Below are 24,101 nucleotides of genomic sequence, written 5' to 3'. Positions count from 1 at the left end.
GACTCGCTGCGATCTCTCGTAGCGGGAGGCGAATCATACAGCGTTTAAAAGCGCTGTCAACCATCATCTCAACCGCTGTCGATCAGTTGATCGTAGCGCTTTCAGCTTCTTCTTAACTACTTAACCCCTTGATGAACAAGGAGTTTTTCGTTCCGATGTCGCTGGAAGTGGGGCGCATTATAAGGGGATTCGAGAGGGCGTCAACCCTTAATTTCAAGAAACTTTAATATCGCTGAAAAACAAAGCGGGGAGGCCTGTCGGCCTCCCCGCTTCTGCTCATCCCTTACAAACTAGGGAAGGCAAACTGCGAAGCCTCATGGCTGGCCCGCTGCGGCCAACGCTGGGTGATCGCCTTGCGGCGGGTATAGAAGCGCACACCGTCCGGGCCATAGGCATGCAAGTCACCGAACAGCGAGCGCTTCCAGCCACCAAAGCTGTGGTAAGCCACCGGCACCGGCAGCGGCACGTTCACACCAACCATGCCCACTTCGATCTCGTCGCAGAACAGGCGCGCCGCTTCACCGTCACGGGTGAAGATGCAGGTGCCGTTGCCATACTCGTGATCGTTGATCAGCTGCATGGCCTGCTCCAGGCTGTTCACACGCACTACGCACAACACCGGGCCGAAGATCTCTTCCTTATAGATGCGCATCTCCGGGGTCACCTTGTCGAACAGGGTGCCACCAACGAAGTAGCCATCCTCATTACCGGCCACACGGAAGCCACGGCCATCCACCACCAGCTTGGCACCAGCAGCGACACCGTCATCAATGTAGCCTACTACCTTGTCACGGGCAGCAGCCGTGACCAGCGGGCCCATGTCCAGGCCGCACGAGGTGCCGACACCAATCTTCAGCGCCTTGATCTGTGGTTCCAGCTTGGCAATCAGGGCGTCGGCCACCTGATCACCCACGCACACCGCCACCGAAATGGCCATGCAACGCTCACCGCACGAACCGTAGGCAGCACCCATCAGTGCGCTAACGGCATTATCCAGGTCGGCATCCGGCATCAGCACCGCATGGTTCTTCGCACCACCCAGGGCCTGCACACGCTTGCCGCGCTTGGTGCCTTCAGCGTAGATGTACTCGGCGATCGGGGTCGAACCGACGAAGCTCAAGGCTTTCACTTCCGGCGCTTCGATCAGCGCATCCACCGCTTCCTTGTCGCCGTGCACCACATTGAGGATGCCCTTCGGCAGGCCGGCTTCCAGCAGCAGCTGGGCGATGAACAGGGTCGAGCTCGGGTCGCGCTCGGAAGGCTTGAGGATGAAGGCGTTGCCGCAGGCGATGGCCAGTGGGTACATCCACAGCGGTACCATGGCCGGGAAGTTGAACGGGGTGATACCGGCAACCACGCCCAGCGGCTGGAAGTCGGACCATGCATCGATGTTCGGGCCGACGTTGCGGCTGTACTCGCCTTTCAGCACTTCCGGTGCGGCGCAGGCGAACTCGACGTTCTCGATGCCACGCTTCAGTTCGCCGGCAGCATCTTCCAGGGTCTTGCCGTGCTCTTCGCTGATCATCTGCGAGATACGCGCTTCGTTCTGCTCCAGCAGTTGCTTGAAGCGGAACATCACCTGGGCGCGCTTGGCCGGAGGGGTGTTGCGCCAGGCCGGGAAGGCCGCCTTGGCCGAGTCGATCGCTTCCTGCACGGTCGCGCGGCTGGCCAGTTCGACCTTGCGCACGGCCTGGCCGGTGGACGGGTTGAAGACATCGGCGGTGCGCTCACCCTTGGTAACCAGTTCGCCGTGGATCAGGTGCTGAACAATGCTCATGCAAAACTCCAGATAAAGAAGGTTGAGGCAGGCGCGATGTGTTCACGCGCCTGGCATCAGAATCGGAAAGATCAGTCGATCAGGTTCAGGGTTTCGCCCACTGCGTCGAACAGGCGGTCCAGCTCCTGCGGCGTGGTGTTGAAGGTTGGGCCGAACTGCAGGGTGTCGCCACCGAAGCGTACATAGAAGCCTGCCTTCCACAGTTTCATCGCCGCTTCGTAAGGACGCACGATGGCATCACCGTCGCGGGCTGCGATCTGGATCGCACCGGCCAGGCCGTAGTTGCGGATATCGACGATGTTCTTGGTGCCTTTCACGCCATGCAGCAGCTTCTCGAAGTGCGGCGCCAGCTCGGCGGCGGCCTGTACCAGGTTTTCCTTCTGCAGCAGGTCCAGCGCGGCGATACCGGCGGCACAGGCTACCGGGTGGGCCGAGTAGGTATACCCGTGCGGGAATTCCACGGCGTATTCCGGGGTCGGCTGGTTCATGAAGGTCTGGTAGATCTCGCTGCTGGCGATCACCGCGCCCATCGGGATGGCGCCGTTGGTCACCTGCTTGGCGATGCACATCAGGTCCGGGGTCACGCCGAAGGCTTCGGCGCCAGTCATTGCGCCCATGCGGCCGAAGCCGGTGATCACTTCGTCGAAGATCAGCAGGATGTTGTGCTGGGTGCAGATTTCACGCAGGCGCTTCAGGTAACCCTTCGGCGGCGGCAGTACACCAGCCGAACCCGCCAGCGGCTCGACGATCACGGCAGCGATGTTGGAGGCGTCGTGCAGCTCGATCAGCTTGAGCATCTCGTCAGCCAGGGCGATACCGCCCTCTTCCGGCATGCCTTTGGAGAAGGCGTTCACCGGCAGCACGGTGTGAGGCAGGTGGTCGACATCCAGCAACTGACCGAACAGCTTGCGGTTACCGTTGACACCACCGAGGCTGGTGCCGGCGATGTTCACGCCGTGGTAGCCACGGGCACGGCCGATGATCTTGGTCTTGGTCGCCTGGCCTTTCAGGCGCCAGTAGGCACGCACCATCTTCAGCGCGGTGTCGGCACACTCGGAACCGGAGTTGGTATAGAACACATGGTTCAGGTCGCCCGGGGTCAGCTCGGTGATCTTCTCGGCCAGCTGGAACGACAGCGGGTGGCCGAACTGGAAGGCCGGGGAATAGTCCAGAGTGCCGATCTGGCGAGCCACCGCCTCGGTGATTTCCTTGCGGGTATGCCCGGCGCCACAGGTCCACAAGCCGGACAGGGCATCGAAGATCTTGCGCCCCTGGTCGTCGAACAGGTAGCTGCCTTCGGCCGCCACGATCAGGCGTGGGTCGCGCTGGAAGTTGCGGTTGGCGGTGTAGGGCATCCAGTGGGCATCCAGCTTGAGCTGGCTGGCGATACCGGCGGTAGCGGTTTCGGGCATGTTCATCGGCGGTTCCTCGGAAGACGATTAGGCAACGATGGATGTTGTTGCAGCTAAATTGGCACGGCGATAAAGTCTGAAAAAGCCAACATTTCTAATCTTCAGACAGGCCCTGACTAAACTAATGAGCCGACGCCCCGATCCACTCGCCCAAGTCAGCGATTTCGACATCCGCCTGCTGAAGATCTACCGCAGTGTCGTCGAGTGCGGCGGCTTCTCGGCCGCGGAAAACGTGCTGGGCATTGGCCGTTCGGCCATCAGCCAGCAGATGAACGACCTCGAACAGCGGCTCGGCCTGCGTTTATGCCAACGCGGGCGCGCCGGCTTCTCGCTGACCGAAGAAGGCCGCGAGGTCTACCACTCAGCCCTGCAACTGCTCAGCGCCCTGGAAAGCTTCCGCACAGAGGTCAATGGCCTGCACCAGCATTTGCGTGGCGAGCTGAACATTGGCCTGACCGACAACCTGGTGACCTTGCCGCACATGCGCATTACCCACGCGCTGGCCGAACTCAAGGACCGCGGGCCCGATGTGCGAATCCAGATCCGCATGATCGCACCCAGTCAGGTCGAGCACGGCGTGCTCGATGGCAGCCTGCATGTCGGGGTAGTGCCGCAGACCAGCCCGCTTTCGGGCCTCGAGTACCAACCGTTGTACAGCGAGCGCTCGCTGCTGTACTGCGCGGTCGGCCACCCGCTGTTCTATGCCGACGACCAGCAGATCGACGACGACCGCCTGAATAGCCAGGAAGCCATCACTCCCACCTTCCGCCTGCCGGCTGAAATCCAGGCGCATTACCAGGCGCTGAACTGCACGGCCAGCGCTTCGGACCGCGAAGGCATGGCGTTTCTCATTCTTACCGGGCGCTACATCGGCTACCTGCCAGACCACTACGCCACGTTCTGGGTGCAGCAAGGTCGCTTGCGTGCTCTCAAGCCCCGGCAACGCTTCTATGACCTGAGCCTCAGCTGGGTAACGCGCAAGGGCCGGCGGCCGAACCTGGTGCTGGAAAGCTTCCTCGAAAGCCTGGCTGCGACACGCTGATGCCAGTCTGTGCCGCAAACGCTTGTCACTTCGGCACAGGCAGGTAATCTTGTCGACAGCCGCAGCCACTGACCCGTACGGAATCGTCCATGACCCTAGAAGTCCCTGCGCATCGCCTCTCCGCCTCGGGCAAGCCCGCGGGCCGCATCCGCCAGAAGAACGAACAGGCCATTATCCAGGCCGCCGAAGACGAGTTTGCCCGCCATGGTTTCAAGGGCACCAGCATGAACACCATCGCCCTCAAGGCGGGGTTGCCCAAGGCCAACCTGCATTACTACTTCACCAACAAGCTGGGCCTGTACATTGCCGTGCTCAGCAACATCATCGAATTGTGGGACAGCACCTTCAACGCTTTGAGCGTCGACGACGACCCTGGCGAAGCCCTGAGCCAGTACATCCGCACCAAGATGGAGTTCTCGCGGCGCAACCCGCAAGCTTCGCGGATCTTCGCCATGGAGGTGATCAGCGGCGGCACCTGCCTCAGTGAGTACTTCAGTGCCGACTACCGCGAATGGTTCCGCGGCCGGGCCGCAGTGTTCCAAGCCTGGATCGAAGCCGGCAAGATGGACCCGGTCGACCCGGTACACCTGATCTTCCTGCTGTGGGGCAGTACCCAGCATTACGCCGACTTCGCCACCCAGATCTGCCAGGTAACCGGCCGCAGCCGCCTGACCAAACAGGACATGGAAGACGCGAGCAACAATCTTATCCACATCATTCTGAAGGGCTGCGGCATCAAGCCGGTTGCCTGATCGTCATTTATGCCTTCTACCCTGCTCGACCTCTGCGAATACCGCGAGGAAATCCGCAAAAGCCGCTTCATCACCCTGGCCGGGCCGATCAGCAGTGCCGCCGATGCGATGAGTTTCATCGAACGCCACAGCGACCTGGCCGCCACCCACAACTGCTGGGCCTGGAAGCTTGGCGCCCAATACCGCAGCAGCGATGACGGCGAACCTGGCGGTACCGCGGGGCGGCCGATCCTCGCAGCCATCGAAGCGCAGGACTGCGACCAAGTGGTGGTGCTGGTGATCCGCTGGTACGGCGGCATCCAGCTGGGCACCGGCGGCCTGGCCAGGGCCTATGGCGGCGGCGCCAACAAGTGCCTGCAACAGGCCCCCAAGCGGCTGCTGGTGCAGCGCAGCGAATTCACCTGCAGTTGCAGTTTCAGCGAACTGGCACTGGTGAAGCTGCGCCTGGCGGAGGTTGACGGCCTGGTCCTGGATGAACAATTCACCGCCAATGGCGTGGACCTGCTGATTGCACTCGGCGACACCCACCTTGCGCCACTGCAGCAGCAGTTGGCCGACTTGAGCCGCGGGCGCATTCTGCTCGAAGCACGTTGAACATTGCCCACAGCAACTGTGGGCCGGCCTGTGGATAAGCTTGGGGCACTCGCTTGCAGGCTAATGTTTTCAAGGCCCGCAGAGCTTTGATCATATTTTGATCACTGTTTGATGACAGCCGCAACGTGCTGAATGCGCGGGAGTTATCCCCAGCGCAAGGCCGCAAGCGCCAGTCTGCGGCTCCTCAGCTTGCACACAATAACTGTGGAACAGCCTGTGGATAACCCGTGCGTCAACAGGCGAAGCGCCCGGCCACGCAAGGCTACGGGGCGACTGATCGTTTTTTAACCAGCTAGCGGGCAAGGCTTGAGATTGCCGGGGCTGCTTTGCAGCCCTTTCGCGACACAAGGCCGCTCCTACAGGGGATCGCATACTCCTGTAAGAGCGGCCTTGTGTCGCGATGGGCCGCAAAGCGGCCCCGGTGCATTATCCTCAATACCTTTCCTCGCCAACCGATCACGGAGCGCATCCACATGGCTAACGCAAAAACCGCACTTATCGTCGGCGCCTCGCGCGGGCTGGGCCTGGGCCTGGTGCAACGCCTGCACGAAGACGGCTGGAACATTACCGCCACCGTGCGCAACCCGCAGCAGCCCGGCGCCCTGGCGGATGTGCCAGGCGTGCGCATCGAACAGCTGGAAATGAACGACACGGCCCAGCTCGATGGCCTGAAGCAACGCCTGCAAGGCCAGGTGTTCGATCTGGTGTTCGTCAACGCGGGTGTCATGGGCCCCCTGCCACAAGACCTGGAGACGGTGCAGAACAAGGACATCGGCGACCTGTTCATGACCAACGCCGTGGCGCCTATCCGCGTGGCCCGCCGCCTGGTCGGTCAGGTACGCGAAGGCAGCGGCGTGCTGGCCTTCATGAGCTCGATCCTGGGCAGCGTGACTATCCCCGACGGCGGCGAAATCTGCCTGTACAAGGCCAGCAAGGCAGCCCTGAACTCGATGATCAACAGCTTTGTCGTGGAACAGCAACGGCCCGACCTGTGCGTGCTGGCCATGCACCCTGGCTGGGTGAAAACCGACATGGGTGGCGAAAACGCCGAGATCGACGTACTGACCAGCACCCGCGGCATGCTCGAACAGATCAAGGCACAAAGCGGCAACGCTGGCCTTCGCTTCATCAACTACAAGGGCGAACCCTTGGTCTGGTGATTCACCAGGTCGCAGCCTGGCCGGGCGCAATGCCCGGCCAGGCTCTGTAGAATGGCGGCAACCGTACCTGATCGAGATGACCCACTATGTATGACTGGTTGAACGCCCTGCCCAAGGCCGAACTGCACCTGCACCTGGAAGGCTCGCTGGAGCCCGAGCTGCTGTTCGCCCTGGCCGAGCGCAACAAGATCGCCTTGCCCTGGGCCGATGTGGAGACCTTGCGCGGTGCCTATGCTTTCAACAACCTGCAGGAGTTCCTCGACCTGTATTACCAGGGCGCCGACGTGCTGCGCACCGAGCAGGACTTCTACGACCTGACCTGGGCCTACCTGCAACGCTGCAAGGCGCAGAACGTCATCCACAGCGAACCGTTCTTCGACCCTCAGACCCACACCGACCGCGGCATCCCCTTCGAAGTGGTGCTCAACGGCATCAACCAGGCGCTGAAGGACGGCCGTGAACAGCTCGGCATCAGCAGTGGCCTGATCCTCAGCTTCCTGCGCCACCTCAGTGAAGAGCAGGCGCAGAAAACCCTCGACCAGGCGCTGCCGTTCCGCGACGCGTTCATCGCCGTTGGCCTGGACAGCTCGGAAATGGGCCACCCGCCGAGCAAGTTCCAGCGTGTGTTCGATCGCGCCCGCAGCGAAGGCTTCGTCGCCGTGGCGCATGCTGGCGAGGAAGGCCCACCCGAATACATCTGGGAGGCCCTGGACCTGCTGAAGATCAAACGCATCGACCACGGCGTGCGCGCCATCGAGGACGAGCGGCTGATGCAGCGCATCATCGACGAGCAGATCCCGCTCACGGTGTGCCCACTGTCGAACACCAAGCTCTGCGTGTTCGACCACATGAGCCAGCACAACATCCTCGACATGCTCGAGCGCGGCGTGAAGGTAACCGTCAACTCGGATGACCCGGCCTACTTCGGTGGCTACGTCACCGAGAACTTCATGGCCCTGCACACCCACCTGGGCATGACCGAAGACCAGGCCCGCCGACTGGCGCAGAACAGCCTGGACGCGCGATTGGTGTGACTGGAACGGCGACGTTGCGCTCAACCAACCTGTAACGTCGCCACGCGGGCAATGCGATTGATCTGCTGGATACCCAGCGCAGAAATATGCAATGCCCGCGAATCCTCGGCCTCGCGCATCCAGCCAGATTGCAGGAACAGCCGGAACAAGGCCTGCCCCAGCACGCCGCCCAGGTGCGGCCCCTGGTCGTTCCACTCGGTGCAGCGGCAGATCACACAGCCGCGTTGCTGATGCGGCGCCAAGGCGTCGATGTAGACCCCGACCAAAGCCAACTGCGTCCGCCCCTCCTCGCTTACCATCAGCTGTCGACCACTACCCTCCAGCCAGCCGGCCACCACCAGACGGTGATACAGCTCACCGGCCAGTTCCCCGCCCAGGTGATCGCCACAGCGACGCGCCCTGCGTATCGACATGGGCAGCGATGATACCGGCGCCTTGGCCCGTTCCCCCCTGGCGCTCTCCAACTGGACACTGGCCAAGGCCTCCACCGCTGCCCCGACTTGCGGGGTGGCCAGCCGGAAATAGCGCTTGCGGCCCCGTGCTTCATGCCGGAGCAAGCCGGCCGACGACAACAACGAAAGGTGAGCGCAGGCCGATGACGAGGTCAGGCCTGTCATTACCGCGAGTTCGTTGGCCAGCCGCGGCGTGCCATCGATCAATGCCCACAACATGGCACTGCGCTTGGGGTCGGCCATCAGGCTGGCAATCTGGCTGATACTGCTGGCTGCGTTCATGTCCCTGTAACTCCCTGCAAGTTCACTTTGTGGATGCGATGGCCACCCCTGGCAGGGAAGCGCCTCTCGCTGGCACTGGCCTGGTTCGCCAGTATAAGCCGCAAAAAACGCCATTCAGGCAGCGCCACGCAGTGGCACCACCGGCAAAAAACCACTGGGTATACCTACCCATGGCAAGCAGCGAAACTGTGCGCGAAACCTGCCTGGACCGCGCGGGCAAGCAGCCCGGCACACATGGCAGGAGCAAGGAAACGACAGGCGGAAAAAACACCGGATGCAACTTCGGACGCGGCCGACAACCAATTTCCACAAGTAGCGCAAGCTAAAGCGAAGGTTCCACGGGCTTGCGGGCATTGCGTCCCAAGCAGGAAAAAACATGTAGAAAACGTTTCCGCCGACCGTCAGTCAGGTCACTGATGCAGGTCATGGCAGGCAGAAGGTGTAACGCTACACTTCATCCGCTCTCCCCCTTTGGAGGTATGCCGCGATGAAAATTGTCGTCAGCGCGTCGAGCCGAAACCCAGCCTGCCCCTGGCAGGTCCAGCTCGATCAACACGTGGTCAGTTTCCGCAGCGAGGCCGAGGCGCGTGCCTTCGTCGCCACGCTGGAAAACCGCCTGCAGGCACCTCACCCGCTTATGCGGGAGCCTTGGCCGACAAGCGTCGGGTCAGCAGCGCGACACTGACCACCAGCGCCCCGCACAGGCTGATCACCAGCGCCATCGGCACCGCACTGCCATCATGCAGCAGCCCGACCAGCGCCGCTGCGCCGGCGGCGACGCTGAACTGCAGGCAGCCCATCAGCGCCGAGGCACTGCCGGCCCGTGCGCCCTGCCCGCTCATGGCACAGGCAGAGGCGTTGGGGATGATGCAGCCGAGGCTGGAGATGCAGACGAAAAGCGGTACCAGCAGTGGCCACAGCTGTGTTGGATGCATTGCCGCCACGCCCAGCAACACCAGGCCCGCAGCCAGGTACAGCCACACTGCACGCGCCAGCAGGAACGCCGGCCCGCGTTTGGCCAGCAAGCGTGCATTCACCTGCGCCACAAGGATAAAGCCGGCGGCATTGGTGCCGAACAACCAGCCGTAATGCTCGGCCGGCACGCCGTAGAGCTTGATGAACACGAAAGGTGAACCGGCGATGTAGGCAAACATGCCGGCGATGGCGATACCACCGGTCAGGGCATGGCCGATGAACGCCCGGTCAGCGAACAGGCGCAAGTACTGGCGCAAGGCGCCAGACAGCGGTTGCCGCGGTATGTGCTCGGGCAGGCTTTCCGGCAGGCCCAGGCTGACCGCCAACAGGCAGCCGGCGCTGAACAGGCTCAGGGCGAGGAAGATCGATTGCCAGCCGGCCACGTTCACCAGCACCCCGCCCAGCATCGGTGCCAGGATTGGCGCCAGGCCCATGACCAGCATCAGTTGCGAGAACACCTTGGCCGAGGCCACCGGGTCGCACTTGTCACTGACGATGGCCCGCGACAGCACCATCCCGGCGCAACCGCCCAACGCCTGGACGAAACGCGCCAGCACCAGGGTGTCGAGGTTGGGGGCATAGGCACAGGCCAGGGATGCCAGGGTGAACAGGGTCACCCCGAACATCAGCGGCTTGCGTCGGCCAAAGCGGTCAGCCACCGGTCCGTAGGCCAGTTGCCCGATGGACAGGCCAAGGAAGTAGGCGGCCAAGGTGGCCTGGACATGTTTTTCGTCGGTGGCGAACGCCTGCGCCATGGCCGGGAAGGCGGGCAGGTAGAAGTCGATCGCCAAGGGCCCGAACGCACTGAGTGCGCCCAGGATGAGCACCATTCGCAGGTTCATCAGGAATCCATAGCAGGCTAAGCAAGTGCTCGATTCTACCTGCTGTGGACCCCTTCAGTACGAAAACATTTGCAACAAACTGACCCCTGCAAGGGCAACTGCCTTGCTCACAACCCACGGGCTGGCGAGGTCCCTGTGGGAGCGGGCGTGCCCGCGAAGCAGGCGCCGCGGTGGATGGCACCGGCTGCGCCGGTGTTCGCGGGCGCGCCCGCTCCCACAGGTAAGTGTTCAGGCAAGTTCGGCCTGATAGCCTTCATCGCGAATGGCCGTGAGGATCTGCTCCTGCGCCAATTCACTCTGCACCCGCACCTGCCTGGCCGCCAGGTCGACCTCCACCTTGGCCGCAGCATCCTGCTCCTGCACCGCCCGGGTCACGGCCTTCACGCAATGGCCGCAGGTCATGCCTTGTACATTGAACACTTGCATGGGGTTATCTCCTTCAGGTTTTCCAAGAGTTTCAAGCTTGCCATCGGGGCAAGGTCAAGACTTGCCGACTACAGCCGGGGTGGAAATCCGCGCTCGCGTCGGCCAAGCTGCGCCTTTGATGATCAGGCAAGCAGGAGATTCTTCATGTTCAGGGCAGCATTGGGCGTCGTCGGGCTATTGAGCACGCTGGCTGCAGTGCCACCGGCCAGTGCCGAGGGCAACTCGGACTACAGCGTGCTGATCATTTCCCGGGAGCGCCTGGAGGTGGCCACCAGTTGCGAAATCGGCATCTACCTCAACGATCAGCTCTCCGGGCGCGTGTTCCAGGAGCAGTCCACTTCGTTCAACCTGCCGCCCGGCCCGGTGGACGTGCGCCTGCGCCTGCTTCCCGGGCAAATGCCCGGCTGCGCCCCCGGTGTGGAGGACCAACGCAGCACGCGACTGAACCTGCAGGCGGGCCAGATCAACAAATACCGGATCGCCATGGGGCAACATGGGCTGGAGTTGAAGCGAGCCGGCCTGGGCTATTGACCTTACCTGCGTGGCAAGGTTGATGCTGGAGGCCTGTCCAAGGAGGAGAGCCATGCCCGCATCCACCACATACGACCTGCCGATCTCCGGCATGACCTGCGCCAGCTGTGCTGGCCGGGTCGAACGCGCCCTGCGCAAGGTCACCGGCGCTGAACAGGTCAGCGTCAACCTCGCCACCGAACAGGCCCGGGTCCAGGCCCCGGCCAACAGCCTGCCCGCACTGGTCGATGCCGTACGCGAAGCCGGCTACGGCGTGCCCACCCGCACCGTCGAACTGCAGATTGGCGGCATGACCTGCGCCAGTTGCGTCGGCCGCGTAGAGCGCGCCCTCGGCAAGCTGCCGGGAGTTGAACAGGTCAGCGTCAACCTGGCCAGCGAACGCGCGCACCTCGAAGTGCTCGCTGCCCTCGACGACAACCAGCTGATCGACGCCGTGCAAAAGGCCGGTTACAGCGCCAGCCTGCCGCAAACCGCCAGGGACGACCAAAACGCTGCCCAACGCCGCCTGCGTAACGAACGCCTGGCGGTCGGCGCAGCTTTGCTGCTCGCCCTGCCGCTGGTAGTGCCAATGGTGGTGCAACCGTTTGGCATGCACTGGATGTTGCCAGCATGGGTGCAGTTCCTGCTGGCCACACCGGTGCAGTTCATTCTCGGCGCGCGGTTCTACGTGGCCGCCTGGAAGGCCGTGCGCGCCGGTACCGGCAACATGGACCTGCTGGTGGCCCTGGGCACCAGCGCCGGCTACGGCCTGAGCCTTTACCAGTGGGCGCAAGCCCCCGCCGGCATGGCCCCTCATCTGTACTTCGAAGCCTCGGCCGTGGTGATTGCCCTGGTACTGCTGGGCAAGTACCTGGAAAGCCGTGCCAAGCGCCAGACTGCCAGCGCCATCCGTGCCCTCGAGGCCCTGCGCCCGGAACGGGCCTTGCGCCTGGTCGATGGCCGGGAGGAAGACGTGGCCATTGCCCAACTGCGCCTCGGCGACCTGGTGCTGGTCAAACCCGGCGAGCGCTTCCCGGTCGATGGCGTGGTGGAAGACGGCAGCAGCCATGCCGATGAAGCCCTGATCAGCGGCGAGAGCCTGCCAGTGCCCAAGCAGCCAGGGGACAGCGTCACCGGTGGGGCCATCAACGGCGAAGGCCGGCTGCTGGTACGTACCCAGGCACTGGGTACCGAAACCGTGCTGGCACGCATCATCCGCCTGGTGGAAGACGCCCAGGCGGCCAAGGCTCCGATCCAGAAGCTGGTCGACCGGGTCAGCCAGGTATTCGTCCCGGCCGTGCTGGTACTGGCGCTGATCACCCTGGTCGGCTGGTGGCTGGCCGGCGCACCGCTGGAAACCGCGCTGATCAATGCCGTCGCCGTGCTGGTCATCGCCTGCCCGTGTGCACTCGGCCTGGCCACGCCCGCAGCAATCATGGCCGGCACCGGGGTCGCCGCCCGCCACGGCATTCTGATCAAGGACGCCGAAGCCCTGGAGCGTGCCCATGCGGTCAACCGGGTGGTGTTCGACAAGACCGGCACCCTCACCTCCGGCAGCCCACGAGTGGTCCACAGCGAGGCGCAGGTGGGCAGCAACGCCGACCTGCACCGCCTGGCCGGCGCCCTGCAGCGCGGCAGTGAACACCCGCTGGCCAAGGCGGTGCTGGATGCCTGTGCCGAACAGGGTCTGGAGGTACCCATCGTCGCCGACAGCCAGTCGCTGACCGGGCGTGGCATCGCCGGGCGCGTGGAAGGCCGTGAACTGGCGCTGGGCAACCGCCGCCTGCTCGACGAAAGCGCATTGCCACCCGGTGACCTGGCCGCCAAGGCCCAGGCCTGGGAAGCCGAGGGGCGCACCCTTTCATGGCTGATAGAACGCGGCGCGCAGTCGCGGGTGCTGGGCCTGTTCGCCTTTGGTGACAGCCTCAAGCCCGGCGCCGCGCAGGCAATCGATACCCTGCACGCGCAACACATCAGCAGCCACCTGCTGACCGGTGACAACCGCGGCAGCGCCAAAGTGGTGGCTGAAGCGCTCGGCATCGACGACGTGCATGCCGAAGTGCTGCCAGCCGACAAGGCCGCGACCGTGGCCGCGCTCAAGCAGGATGGTGTGGTCGCCATGGTTGGCGATGGCATCAACGATGCGCCGGCTCTGGCCGCCGCCGATATCGGCATTGCCATGGGCGGCGGTACCGATGTGGCCATGCAGGCCGCCGGCATCACCCTGATGCGCGGCGACCCCCGCCTGGTACCGGCCGCCCTGGAAATCAGCCGCAAGACCTATGCGAAGATCCGCCAGAACCTGTTCTGGACGTTCATCTATAACCTGATCGGCATCCCGCTGGCCGCGCTGGGTTATCTCAACCCGGTACTGGCCGGCGCCGCCATGGCCCTGTCCAGCGTCAGCGTGGTGAGCAACGCGCTGTGGCTCAAGGCTTGGAAACCCATCAGCAACAACCAGGAGGCCCCATGAACATAGGCCAGGCCGCCCGTCGCAGCGGGCTCAGCACCAAGATGATCCGTTACTACGAGTCCATCGGCCTGCTCAAGCCCGCCACGCGCAGCGACAGCGGCTACCGCCTGTACCAGGCGGAAGACTTGCACAGCCTGGCCTTCATCAAGCGCTCCCGCGACCTGGGCTTTTCCCTCGAGGAGGTCGGCAAGCTGCTGACCTTGTGGCAGGACCGCCAGCGCGCCAGCGCCGATGTGAAGGCGCTGGCCATGCAGCACATCGATGACCTGAACCGGCGCATCGAAGAGCTGGTGAGCCTGCGCGATACCCTTGGCGAACTGGTATCGCACTGCCAGGGAGACGAGCGCCCGGACTGCCCGATCCTCAAAGACCTGGCCAATGGCGCTGCGGGTGGCTGCTGTCACTGAGCCAGCCCGCAATCCTTTGGTATGCCATATACGTCCAAACACGACCGAATAGTCACCAACTGCGACTTTCTCCAATAAATACGGGCGTTTTCCTACATTAAACCCGGATGCTGCCGATGCAATTGATACCTGCCTCGTGTATCGAAAACAAAAAATCCGGGAGCGTCGATGAGCATCAAACAGAAACTGACCTGGGCATTCGCGGTCATCGCCGGCTTGCCCATCGTACTTGTAGCCACTTTGGTGGTCCTCAACCTGCGTGGCGAAGCCCGCGACGGATTCCTCGATGGCAGCAGCCGGGAAATCCGCCAGGTCAGCAACGCGATGAACATCTTCTTCCAGGGCATCAACCAGAACGTCGAGTACATGGCCGCGCAGCCCCTGGTCGCCGCCACGGGCAGCGAACTGAACAAGTACATGAGCGCAACCCCGTCCTATGAGCTGGGCGAACAGGCCAGCAAAGTGCTGGAGTTCATGACTCGCCTGGCCACTACCCATCCCAGCTATGCGTACCTCTCCTACGGGGTGAGTGATGGTGGTTACGTCGGCTGGCCGGCCGGGCAGAAGTTCGTCAATTACGACCCGCGCACCCGTCCCTGGTACCAATTGGCAATGGCCAACCCTGGCAAGACCTTGCGTACCGGCGCCTACTACTGGGCTGCCGACGACGCCGTGCTGGTCAGTACCGTGCGCACCGTCGCCAACCAACTGGGCAACCCTGGTGGCGTGGTCAACGTCGACGTGTCGCTCAAAGGCCTCACCGAGATCGTCCAGCAGATCAAGCTGGGTGAAAGCGGCTACGTGCTACTGGTGGAAAACAACGGCAACGTGCTGGTCGACCCCCGTGACGCCAAGCACAACTTCAAGCAACTGGCGAGCTTTGGCGACGGCTACGCCGAGCTGGCCAAGCACGGCAAGGGGCTGGCCGAAGTGGAGCTCAATGGCGTGCGCTACATGGCCAACATCTACCCGGACGAACAGCTGGGCTGGACCCTGATCGGCCTGATCGAGCAGAGCGAAGTGATGCAGACCACCACCCGCCTGACCTGGTTGATCGGCGTAGTGGCCCTGGTACTGGCTGCGCTGTTCGCCGTGGTCGGTGCCACCTTTGCCAAGCTGATCGTGCGCCCGATCAACAGCGTTACCAGCGGCCTTGAAGACATCGCCCAGGGCGAGGGCGACCTGACCCGCAACCTGGAAATCCGTGGCCGCGATGAAACCGCGCAACTGGCCAGCTGGTTCAACCAATTCCTCGGTGCCATTCGCAGCCTGATCCAGCATATCGGTGCTGCCGCCAACAAGATCCTCAGCACCTCCAGCAGCTCGACCCGGGTTTCCAGCGACATGGCCGAAGCCGCAGGCCGCCAGCGCGAAGCGGTGGACATGGTCTCTACTGCTTTCCACGAAATGGTCGCCACCGCCAACGAAGTGGCACGTTCATGCAGCCAGGCGGCGCAGTCGGCCGACAGCGGCCAGCAACAGGCGCGCGAAGGCCAGCAGCAGATTGATGCGGCGGTACATAGCGTTGACCGCCTGAGCCAGGAGATCGAGCAGTCGGCGCAGTCGATCCAGCAGCTGGAGCGTGACAGCAACGCCATACAGTCGATCCTCGGCACCATCCGCTCGATTGCCGAGCAGACCAACCTGCTGGCGCTCAACGCCGCCATCGAAGCCGCCCGTGCCGGCGAGCAGGGCCGTGGCTTTGCCGTGGTTGCTGACGAAGTGCGGGCGCTGGCCAAGCGTACTGCCGACTCCACCGCCGAGATCGACGGCCTGCTGGGCAACCTGGCCAGCCGCACTGCCGAAGTGGCCGCACAGATGCACGCCAGCCTGGAGGTTTCACAGCAGTCGGTGAGCCGCATCGGCCTGGCCCGTGACAGCTTCGGGCAGATCCGCGAGTCGGTGGATGTGATCCGCGACATGAACACCCAGATTGCCACGGCGGCCGAAGAGCAACACCAGGTAGCGGAGGACATCAACCGCCACATCAGCCAGATTCACGGCGATGCGCAACTGGTGGCCGAACTGGCCCAGGCGGCGCGGGTGGATTCGGAGAGCCTGGCCGGGTTGTCCAATGAGCTGGATGCGCTGGTGCGCAGGTTCCGTACCTGATGTATTGTTTTTGCTGGTCTCTTCGCGGGTGAACCCGCTCCCACAGGTACAGCGCTAGTCTCAAGGGCAGCGCAATACCTGTGGGAGCGGGTTCACCCGCGAAGGGGCCCGCACAAGCAACACTACAACTTGAGCTCCCCCGGGGTAGCCCCAAACAACTGCTTGAACGCCGCAATGTAAGCCGAGGTGGAGTCATACCCACATCCCAGCGCCGCCTCGGTAACGTTCTGCCCCGCCTCCAGCAACGCCAGCGATGACAACAGCCGCATGCGCTGCCGCCAGTTGCGAAAGCTCAGCCCCGTCTCCCGCTGGAACAGCCGCATCAGCGTCTTCTCCGAACAGCCCAGCTCCCGCGCCCATTGCTGCAGGGTCTGCGGCTGATCCGGCGCCGCAATCAACCCATTGCACAGTGCCAACAACCCCGGGTGCCGCGGCAGTGGCAGCGAAAAGCCGACCTCGGGGAGCATGCGCAACTGGTCGAGCAGCACCGCCACCAGCCGCGCTTCGGCGCTGTCACCCTCCGGGTAGTCTGCCGGGAACAGGCAGAACTGCTTGATCAGTTCGCGCGCAAGCGGGGTCACTTCCAGTACCCGGCATTGCTCCGGTGCCCACGGGCAGGCATCCCGGCGCACATAAAGGCTACGCATTTCGGCCTGCATCGAGGTGACCACCTCGTGTTCGGCATCGGCTGGTATCCACACGCCCCACTGGGGTGGGGCGAAGTAGCTGCCTTCGCGGGTATACACCCCGAGAACGCCGCTGATGGCGTAGGAGAACTGCACCCAGTCGTGCTGGTGGCGGGTGGTCCACGAGCCGGCGCCGAGGCTTTCGGCTCGTGCATAGAGCGGCCTGGGCAGGTGGTCCAGCGCCGGAATGGGGCGGGGATGTCCGATGATGGGCATGGTGGCTTCTTGTAGTTCTGACCAGACAAGCCTAACAGCTCAGCGCTCGACGATGACGGTCACCCCCTGCCCACCCGCTGCGCAGATCGAAATCAGCCCCCGTCCCTTCCCCGCCTTCGCCAGCAACTTGGCCAGGTTGGCCAATATCCGGCCCCCGGTCGCGGCAAACGGGTGCCCGGCCGCCAGCGAACTGCCCTTGACGTTGAGCTTGCTGCGGTCAATTGCCCCGAGCGGCACATCCAGCCCCAACCGCTCACGGCAATAATCGGCATCTTCCCAGGCCTTGAGCGTGCACAGCACCTGGGCGGCGAAGGCTTCGTGTATCTCGTAATAGTCAAAGTCCTGCAGCGTCAGGCCATTGCGCGCCAGCAGCCGCGGCACCGCATACACCGGTGCCATCAGCAAGCCTTCGCGACCAGTAACGAAATCCACCGCAGCGGTTTCGCCATCGACCAGATAGGCCAGCACCGACAGCCCCTGCTGCTCGGCCCACTCCTCGCTGCCCAACAATACCAACGAAGCACCATCGGTCAGCGGTGTGGAATTGCCCGCCGTCAATGTCCCCTGCCCGCTGCGGTCGAAGGCTGGCTTTAGCCTGGCCAGTTGCTCAAGGGTCAGGTCGGGGCGCAGGTTGTTATCACGGGTCAACGACAGAAACGGCGTCAGCAGGTCATCCTGCCAGCCTTCGGTGTACGCTGCAGCCAGCGCCTGGTGGCTGAGCAACGCCAGTTCGTCCTGTTCGGCACGGCCAATGCGCCACGCCTGGGCCATGCGTTCGCAATGCTCACCCATCGACAACCCGGTGCGCGGTTCGCCGTTGCGCGGCAATTCGGGTTTCAGGTGGTGAGGGCGCAGCTTGAGGAATGGCTTGAGCCGCTCGCCCAGGCTTTTGCCACGGTTGGCCTGCAGCAAGATATGGCGCAGGCCTTCATTGACCGCGATCGGCGCATCGGAGGTGGTGTCCACGCCGCCGGCAATGCCGCAGTCGATCTGCCCCAGGGCAATCTTGTTGGCCACCAGCAACGCCGCCTCCAGCCCGGTGCCGCAAGCTTGCTGGATATCGTAGGCCGGCGTCTGCGGCGACAGGCGCGAGCCCAACACGCACTCCCGGGTCAGGTTCATGTCTCGCGAGTGCTTGAGCACCGTACCAGCCACCACTTCCCCCATGCGCAACCCATGCAAGCGGTACCGTTCGATCAGCCCCTCAAGGGCGACGGTAAGCATCGCCTGGTTGCTGGCCGTGGCGTAGGCACCATTGGAGCGGGCAAAGGGAATTCGGTTGCCGCCCAGGATCGCGACCCGGCGAAGTGAACGCATGCGCTTGTTCCTCCTGAAACAATTTGATCCGTACAGCCTAGGTGTTTTTACCGCATTCGAACGACCTTGCCACAAAGTTGGTCCACACTTTCAAGCTTGCCTTCCGGGAGACCACTCATGAGCGATCGCTACCTCGGCTTTGCCAACTCCAACCTCGGCCGCCGTCTCGTGGATGCCCTTGGCCTGCCACGCCCAGCGCCGCTGGAGCGCTGGCAGGCCGGCCGCCTGCGCCCGGTCGAAGGTGCCCTGGTACTGGGTGGCGGGCCACTGGCGAGCCAGGTCGAAGCCATTGCCCCGCGCCTGACCGACACGCTTTACAGCTTCAATACCGACCACCTCCAGGCCGAGCCGTGGGTGGCTGGCCTGGGGCCGAAGATCAAGGCCGTGGTATTCGATGCCAGTCACCTGTCCGACAGCGACGCGTTGAAGCAGTTGCGCGAATTTTTCCAGCCACTGCTGCGCAGCCTGGCGCCGTGCGCCCATGTGCTGCTGCTGGGCCGCGCACCAGAAAGCCTCGACAACCCGTTGGCCAGCATTGCCCAACGGGCCCTGGAAGGCTTCAGCCGCTCGCTGGCCAAGGAACTGCGCAACGGTGCGACCGCGCAGTTGCTGTATGTCGGCCCCGGCGCGGAAGACCAGCTGGAAGGCGCCCTGCGTTTCTTCCTTTCGCCCAAAAGTGCCTTTATTTCCGGCCAGGTGCTGCGCCTGCATGCCTGCGCCAGCCAGGTCGAGGACTGGACCCGGCCGCTGGCTGGCAGACGCGCCCTGGTGACCGGCGCCGCGCGCGGCATCGGTGCGGCCATTGCCGAAACCCTGGCGCGCGATGGTGCCGACGTGCTGCTGCTGGATGTGCCGCAAGCCAGCCAGGACCTCGACGCCCTGGCCGCACGTTTGGGCGGCAAGGCGCTGCCCTTGGACATCTGCGCCAGCGACGCCGCAACACAACTGCTTGCGGCCCTGCCCGACGGCATCGACATCGTGGTGCACAACGCCGGCATCACCCGCGACAAGACCCTGGCCAACATGACCCCGGAATACTGGGACGCGGTGCTGGCGGTCAACCTCAAGGCACCGCAGGTACTGACACAGGCGCTGTACGACAACGGTGCCCTGGGTGAAAACGCGCGCATCACCCTGCTGGCCTCGGTCAGTGGCATCGCCGGCAACCGCGGTCAAGCCAACTATGCCGCGAGCAAGGCCGGGCTGATCGGCCTGGCCCAGGCGTGGGCGCCCCGGCTCGCCGAGCGCGGCGGCAGCATCAATGCCGTGGCACCCGGTTTCATCGAAACCCACATGACCGCCGCCATGCCCATGGGCCTGCGCGAGGCCGGGCGACGCTTGAGTTCGCTTGGCCAGGGCGGCCGCCCGCAGGATGTCGCCGAAGCCATCGCCTGGCTCAGCCAGCCGGGCTCCGGTGCAGTCAACGGCCAGGTGCTGCGGGTATGCGGCCAGGCCTTGATGGGGGCTTGATCATGAGCCGACACTGGCATGACCTGCACAGCCCGGCTTCGCGCGCCAGCCTGTACCTGCGCGCGGCCAGCAAGCGCACCATCAGCGGCGACCAACTGCCGGACGACGGCCTGCGCTGTTTAATCCGCGTCCAGCCGGGCAACCTGGCCGCCTATCGACGGCTGTGCCACTTCACCGACGATGGCCGCCTGCCAGGCACTTATCCACATGTCATGGCGTTCACGCTGCAGTTGCAGTTGATGACCGCGCCTAACTTCCCCTTCCCGCTGCTTGGCCTGGTGCACCTGCACAACCGCATCGAAGTGGTACGCCCACTGGGCGGTATCGAAGGGCTGCGCTTTGCGGTGCATGCAGGCAACCTGCAAGCGCATGCCAAGGGTGGCACCTTCGATCTGGTCACCGAAGCCGAGGACGGCATCGGCCTGCTCTGGCGCGAGACCAGCCGCATGCTGGTGCGCGGGCTGAAGCTGGAAGGCGCGGCAGGTGAGCCTGCCGAGGACGAGCCACAAGTGCTGCCAGAGGTGACCCGCTGGTACGCCGACAGCGATATCGGCCGGCGCTATGCCAAGGTCTGCGGGGACTACAACCCGATCCATCTCAGCGCAGCCAGTGCACGGCTGTTCGGCTTTCCCACGGCCATTGCCCATGGCATGTGGAGCCAGGCCATGGCCCTGGCGGCACTGCGCGGTCACCTGCCGCACAGTGGCTATGCCTTCGAGGTGGATTTCCGCAAACCGGTGCGGTTGCCGTCGGAGGTGGTGCTCGGTGCCAGTGAGGCCGGGGTTGCAGGTGAGCTGCGGCTGGACGGGCATGGCGGGGTGCTGCATATGGTCGGGCGCTGGGCCCCCCTTTAAATCGTGAGGCTGCTTCGCAGCCTTTTCGCGACACAAGGCCGCTCCCACAGCTACCGCGTTCGGTTTGATGCCAGTGACCTCTTGTGGGAGCGGCCTTGCGTCGCGATGGGCCGCATAGCGGCCCCCTTGCTTTGCATCGGGCCTGCGCAGAAGCTATGCAGCATTAGGAGACCCCCGATGAACCTGCAAGAACTCACCCAACGCCTGCACCAGATCCGCGACAACAACGACTGGCGCGGCTTCCACAGCCCGAAGAACCTGGCCATGGCCGCCAGCGTCGAAATGGCCGAACTGGTGGAAATCTTCCAGTGGCTGAGCGAAGACCAATCGCGCCAGCTGCCCGCCGACAAGTTGGCCCATGCCGGCCAGGAAATCGGCGATGTGGTGCTGTACCTGTTGCTGCTGTGCAGCGAGCTGGGCCTGGACATGGACCAGGTGGTGCGGGCCAAGCTGGCCGACAGCGAGAGGCGCTTCGCCCGATGAACGACCGTCACTTCGATGAGCTGGCCACCCGCTTTGCCGAGAAGATCTACGGCGGCGCCAAGGGCGCCATCCGCCTGGCCGTGCTGCAGGCCGACCTGGCCGAAGCCTTGCCCGACCGCCCGCTGCGTATCCTCGACATCGGCGCCGGCTTGGGTCACATGGCCTTGTGGCTGGCTCAGCGCGGTCACCAGCTGACCCTGGCCGAACCCGCCGCGCCGATGCTCGACGGCGCACGGGCGCGCTTTGCCGAGGCTGGCCAACCGGCCACCTTCATCCAGGCCCCATGGCAGGACCTGCTCGGCCAGCTGACCGAGCCCTACGACCTGGTGCTGTGCCACGCCGTCCTCGAATGGTTGGCCGAGCCCGAAAGCATCCTGCCGGTGCTGCACCAGCTCACGGCCCCTTCCGGGTGGCTGTCGCTGGCCTTCTACAACCGCGACGCCCTGGTCTATCGCAACCTGCTCAAGGGCCACTTCCGCAAGTTGCGCAGCAACCGTCTGGAAGGTGAAAAGCAGAGCCTGACCCCGCAAAAACCACTTGATCCGCGCGAACTCAGGGCGCAACTTGAACCTATGTGGCAGGTTGAAAGCGAAAGCGGCGTGCGGGTGTTCCACGACTACATGCCCAAGGAATTCCAGGGCAAGGCCGAGCTGCTCGACCTGCTGGAAATGGAACTGGCCTACCGTCGACACCCCAGCTTCGCCGGGCTCGGCCGCTACCTGCACTGGGTCTGCCGCCCCCGTTGACCTGCCCGCCGGGAGGAATACATGCCGTACCGTCTGTTGTGCCTGGCCGTGCTGCCGCTTGCCCTGGCTGGCTGCCAGGGCAGCAACCCCTATGTGGCCAGCAGCCGCCCGTTACCACCGGCACCGGCCCAGGCGGCCAGCACCTTCGACGCCAGTGCCTACCCGACACCGGCCCGTGATTACGGGCACTACCGCAGCTGGAGCTGGCGTAACGGCCAGTTGCCCAGTGGCTCGGTCGATACCGACCCGGCGCAACTGGCCGATGCTGTCAGCGGCGCGCTGGACCAGCATGGCCTGCGTCCCGCCCGGGGCGGCACCGTCGACTTGCTGGTCAGCGCCGACATACGCCTGGAAAAACGCTTGCGCCAAGTACGCGACTACGATGCCTACGACCCTTACTACGGCCCGTACCCCTACGGTGGCGTCGGCTATGGCGGCTACCGCCATGGCTATGGTGGCTATGCCAGCGTGCCCATCGTGCGCACCTACGAGGTGCAGGTGATGGTGGTGCGTATCGACCTGTACGACGCCCGCAGCGGCCAGCCGGTATGGAGTGCCAGCGCCGAGAGCGGCAGCGACAAGGACTCGCCGCGTGAACGCGAAAGCGCCCTGCGCGATTCTGTGCACAAGGCGCTCAACGGCTATCCTCCCAGTTGATATCCAACGGAGAACCATCATGTTGCGCCGCCTTGTTCTACTGTCATTCGCGTTATTGCTCGCCGCCTGTTCCAGCAATAACGTCCAGCAGGATTTCGATGCCAGCCGTGACTTTGCCGCCTACCGCAGCTGGGCATGGCAGGAACCGGGCCTGCAGTACCGCCCGGACGACCCACGAATCAAGAGCGACCTGACCGAGCAGCGCATTCGCCAGGCAGTCGCAAGCCAACTCGACCAGCGCGGCCTGCGCCCGGTACAAGGTGGCGCGCGGCCGGACCTGACAGTGCGCGCTTACCTGATCGTCGAGCAGCGCCAGCAACAGATCACCACCAATTACGGCGGTGGCTGGGGAGGCTACTGGGGCGGCTACTGGGGTGGCCCGATGTACAACGAAACCCGCAGCGTCGACTACAAGGTCGCGACCATCCAGATCGACCTGTTCGATGGGCGTGACGGCAAGCTGGTGTGGCGCGGCAGTGCCGAGCAGATCATGAACAACTACCCGCCAAGCCCGGAAGAGCGCAACAGCGCGATCCAGAACACCGTGGCCAAAGTGCTGGGCAACTATCCGCCGGGTAGCAGGAAATAACTCCGAACGCGTTCATGCATGCGCCAAAGCCCCTGTGGGAGCGGGTTTACCCGCGAAGAGAACGACGCGGTGCATGGCACCGGCTTTGCCGGTGTTCGCGGGTGAACCCGCTCCCACAAGGGTCGCCTGCAAGGCCTGTTTCAACAGCGACAATACCCTTCCCGGCCACGCCTTTTTCCCTCTCCCGCTCCACTCCCCGCAGGTTCTTGTCTATCTTCACTTAAGGAAACCTGACTGACCGGGTAGATGCGTTCAACATTTGGGAAAGGCGACCTGCCAATGCAAAGCATTGTTCTCCTGCTGTGGCTTGCCTTGTGCTGCGAACAGGATGTGCGTCAACGCCAGATATCCAACATGCTCACCCTTGGCGTGGCTACCTGCGCACTGGCCTGGCTTTTCGCCACCGGGCACAGCTGGATCGGCGCGGATGCCAGCGATGCCGGCTGGGCGCTGGCCATCGTCATGCTGCTGACCCTGCCCGGCTACATGCTAGGCCGTTTCGGCGCCGATGACGTCAAGCTGATGGGCGCGCTGGCCCTGGCAACCAGCCCGCAATACGTGCTTGGCACCTTCATCGGCGCCGGAGTCAGCGTGTTGCTGTGGCTGCTCACCCGTCGGCGACTCTGGACATTGCTCAACCCCAAGGTGAAAAAACGTTTGCAAGCGCTGACCGAGGAAATGGGCGACAAGCAGGCGTTCGTCCCCTATGTGCTGGCCGGCTTTCTTTTGACAGCGGTATGGGTCCAATGAGCTGGCCTGCGGCCCTACACCTTGTACAAAACTTGTACATATTCGCTTGGTGCGACTATTTTTAAACTGCCAGAGCGTCTGGC

Annotated in this window: 24 protein-coding genes; 17 read left to right on the top strand and 7 right to left on the bottom strand. The window is 63.9% G+C overall.

Translation table 11 applies throughout. From position 1 onward, the window contains the following. Positions 1–283: 283 nt before the first annotated feature. Together J5M58_RS17345 and J5M58_RS17340 are read right to left on the bottom strand one after the other, a co-directional pair. A complete protein-coding gene (locus tag J5M58_RS17345; RefSeq protein WP_207878866.1) occupies positions 284–1,777 on the bottom strand; it encodes a CoA-acylating methylmalonate-semialdehyde dehydrogenase in 1,494 nt (497 codons plus the stop codon). A 71-nt stretch (positions 1,778–1,848) separates the two neighbouring features. Next, positions 1,849–3,195, bottom strand: a complete 1,347-nt coding sequence (locus J5M58_RS17340) for an aspartate aminotransferase family protein (protein WP_112254165.1) — start codon at positions 3,193–3,195, stop codon at positions 1,849–1,851. A 118-nt stretch (positions 3,196–3,313) separates the two neighbouring features. Here J5M58_RS17340 and J5M58_RS17335 point away from each other — a divergent pair, with 118 nt between their 5' ends. The 5 genes from J5M58_RS17335 to J5M58_RS17315 all read left to right on the top strand — a co-directional run bounded on the left by J5M58_RS17335 (position 3,314) and on the right by J5M58_RS17315 (position 7,771). Next, positions 3,314–4,231 carry a LysR family transcriptional regulator gene (locus J5M58_RS17335; protein ID WP_025337589.1) on the top strand — a complete coding sequence of 306 codons (918 nt, stop codon included), beginning with the start codon at positions 3,314–3,316 and terminating at the stop codon, positions 4,229–4,231. 89 nt (positions 4,232–4,320) lie between these two features. Beyond that, positions 4,321–4,983 carry a TetR/AcrR family transcriptional regulator gene (locus J5M58_RS17330; RefSeq protein WP_112254164.1) on the top strand — a complete coding sequence of 221 codons (663 nt, stop codon included), beginning with the start codon at positions 4,321–4,323 and terminating at the stop codon, positions 4,981–4,983. A gap of 9 nt (positions 4,984–4,992) precedes the next feature. Beyond that, positions 4,993–5,577, top strand: coding sequence for a YigZ family protein (locus J5M58_RS17325; protein ID WP_112254163.1), 585 nt, complete (start codon positions 4,993–4,995; stop codon positions 5,575–5,577). A gap of 473 nt (positions 5,578–6,050) precedes the next feature. Next, positions 6,051–6,737, top strand: a complete 687-nt coding sequence (locus J5M58_RS17320; RefSeq protein ID WP_112254162.1) for an SDR family oxidoreductase — start codon at positions 6,051–6,053, stop codon at positions 6,735–6,737. 86 nt (positions 6,738–6,823) lie between these two features. After that, the gene (locus tag J5M58_RS17315; protein ID WP_112254161.1) at positions 6,824–7,771 is read left to right on the top strand and encodes an adenosine deaminase; all 948 of its coding nucleotides are present in this window, start codon (positions 6,824–6,826) and stop codon (positions 7,769–7,771) included. 20 nt (positions 7,772–7,791) lie between these two features. Here J5M58_RS17315 and J5M58_RS17310 read toward each other — a convergent pair whose 3' ends face one another. Further along, the gene (locus J5M58_RS17310; protein ID WP_112254160.1) at positions 7,792–8,505 is read right to left on the bottom strand and encodes a helix-turn-helix transcriptional regulator; all 714 of its coding nucleotides are present in this window, start codon (positions 8,503–8,505) and stop codon (positions 7,792–7,794) included. Between the two features lie 487 nt (positions 8,506–8,992). On the opposite strand from J5M58_RS17310, the gene J5M58_RS27980 reads away from it, so the two are divergent. Next, positions 8,993–9,190, top strand: a complete 198-nt coding sequence (locus J5M58_RS27980; protein ID WP_133970167.1) for a hypothetical protein — start codon at positions 8,993–8,995, stop codon at positions 9,188–9,190. On the opposite strand, the gene J5M58_RS17305 is transcribed toward J5M58_RS27980, so the two are convergent. Beyond that, positions 9,141–10,322: a multidrug effflux MFS transporter gene (locus tag J5M58_RS17305; protein ID WP_207878864.1), complete on the bottom strand. Its 1,182-nt coding sequence runs from the start codon at positions 10,320–10,322 to the stop codon at positions 9,141–9,143. The genes J5M58_RS27980 and J5M58_RS17305 overlap by 50 nt on opposite strands. Before the next feature lie 228 nt (positions 10,323–10,550). Continuing rightward, the gene (locus tag J5M58_RS17300; protein WP_087503147.1) at positions 10,551–10,748 is read right to left on the bottom strand and encodes a heavy-metal-associated domain-containing protein; all 198 of its coding nucleotides are present in this window, start codon (positions 10,746–10,748) and stop codon (positions 10,551–10,553) included. A 144-nt stretch (positions 10,749–10,892) separates the two neighbouring features. On the opposite strand from J5M58_RS17300, the gene J5M58_RS17295 reads away from it, so the two are divergent. From J5M58_RS17295 to J5M58_RS17280, 4 genes are all read left to right on the top strand, one after another. Beyond that, the gene (locus tag J5M58_RS17295) at positions 10,893–11,279 is read left to right on the top strand and encodes a hypothetical protein (RefSeq protein WP_112254157.1); all 387 of its coding nucleotides are present in this window, start codon (positions 10,893–10,895) and stop codon (positions 11,277–11,279) included. A gap of 52 nt (positions 11,280–11,331) precedes the next feature. Then, positions 11,332–13,731: a heavy metal translocating P-type ATPase gene (locus J5M58_RS17290; protein WP_207878862.1), complete on the top strand. Its 2,400-nt coding sequence runs from the start codon at positions 11,332–11,334 to the stop codon at positions 13,729–13,731. Further along, the gene (gene cueR, locus J5M58_RS17285) at positions 13,728–14,138 is read left to right on the top strand and encodes a Cu(I)-responsive transcriptional regulator (RefSeq protein ID WP_112254155.1); all 411 of its coding nucleotides are present in this window, start codon (positions 13,728–13,730) and stop codon (positions 14,136–14,138) included. The genes J5M58_RS17290 and cueR overlap by 4 nt, the downstream gene beginning before the upstream one ends. A gap of 168 nt (positions 14,139–14,306) precedes the next feature. After that, on the top strand, positions 14,307–16,250 hold the full coding sequence (locus J5M58_RS17280) for a methyl-accepting chemotaxis protein (protein WP_112254154.1): 1,944 nt from the start codon (positions 14,307–14,309) through the stop codon (positions 16,248–16,250). Between the two features lie 122 nt (positions 16,251–16,372). On the opposite strand, the gene J5M58_RS17275 is transcribed toward J5M58_RS17280, so the two are convergent. Together J5M58_RS17275 and J5M58_RS17270 are read right to left on the bottom strand one after the other, a co-directional pair. Then, on the bottom strand, positions 16,373–17,152 hold the full coding sequence (locus J5M58_RS17275) for a helix-turn-helix transcriptional regulator (RefSeq protein ID WP_207878860.1): 780 nt from the start codon (positions 17,150–17,152) through the stop codon (positions 16,373–16,375). Between the two features lie 39 nt (positions 17,153–17,191). Then, positions 17,192–18,469 carry an acetyl-CoA C-acetyltransferase gene (locus J5M58_RS17270; protein ID WP_112254152.1) on the bottom strand — a complete coding sequence of 426 codons (1,278 nt, stop codon included), beginning with the start codon at positions 18,467–18,469 and terminating at the stop codon, positions 17,192–17,194. A 117-nt stretch (positions 18,470–18,586) separates the two neighbouring features. Here J5M58_RS17270 and J5M58_RS17265 point away from each other — a divergent pair, with 117 nt between their 5' ends. The 7 genes from J5M58_RS17265 (at position 18,587) to J5M58_RS17235 (ending at position 24,018) form a co-directional block, all read left to right on the top strand. Beyond that, positions 18,587–19,939, top strand: a complete 1,353-nt coding sequence (locus tag J5M58_RS17265) for a 3-oxoacyl-ACP reductase (protein ID WP_112254151.1) — start codon at positions 18,587–18,589, stop codon at positions 19,937–19,939. A 2-nt stretch (positions 19,940–19,941) separates the two neighbouring features. Continuing rightward, a complete protein-coding gene (locus J5M58_RS17260; protein WP_207878858.1) occupies positions 19,942–20,793 on the top strand; it encodes a MaoC/PaaZ C-terminal domain-containing protein in 852 nt (283 codons plus the stop codon). Positions 20,794–20,970: 177 nt separating this feature from the next. Continuing rightward, the gene (locus J5M58_RS17255) at positions 20,971–21,276 is read left to right on the top strand and encodes a MazG-like family protein (RefSeq protein ID WP_013970728.1); all 306 of its coding nucleotides are present in this window, start codon (positions 20,971–20,973) and stop codon (positions 21,274–21,276) included. Next, on the top strand, positions 21,273–22,022 hold the full coding sequence (locus J5M58_RS17250) for a methyltransferase domain-containing protein (RefSeq protein WP_100413275.1): 750 nt from the start codon (positions 21,273–21,275) through the stop codon (positions 22,020–22,022). Before J5M58_RS17255 ends, J5M58_RS17250 begins: the two co-directional genes overlap by 4 nt. A 21-nt stretch (positions 22,023–22,043) precedes the next feature. After that, positions 22,044–22,679, top strand: coding sequence for a DUF4136 domain-containing protein (locus J5M58_RS17245; protein ID WP_112254150.1), 636 nt, complete (start codon positions 22,044–22,046; stop codon positions 22,677–22,679). A gap of 19 nt (positions 22,680–22,698) precedes the next feature. Beyond that, complete coding sequence (locus J5M58_RS17240) at positions 22,699–23,268, top strand: DUF4136 domain-containing protein (protein ID WP_112254149.1); 570 nt, start codon at positions 22,699–22,701, stop codon at positions 23,266–23,268. Positions 23,269–23,547: 279 nt separating this feature from the next. Next, positions 23,548–24,018: a prepilin peptidase gene (locus tag J5M58_RS17235; protein ID WP_207878856.1), complete on the top strand. Its 471-nt coding sequence runs from the start codon at positions 23,548–23,550 to the stop codon at positions 24,016–24,018. Positions 24,019–24,101 lie beyond the last annotated feature (83 nt).

Origin of the sequence: Pseudomonas sp. 32_A, assembly GCF_017490905.1 — a bacterium.
Lineage (GTDB): Bacteria > Pseudomonadota > Gammaproteobacteria > Pseudomonadales > Pseudomonadaceae > Aquipseudomonas > Aquipseudomonas inefficax.
The sequence above is the reverse complement of the archived record's forward strand: the minus strand, read 5'-3'. Positions and strand labels throughout refer to the sequence as shown.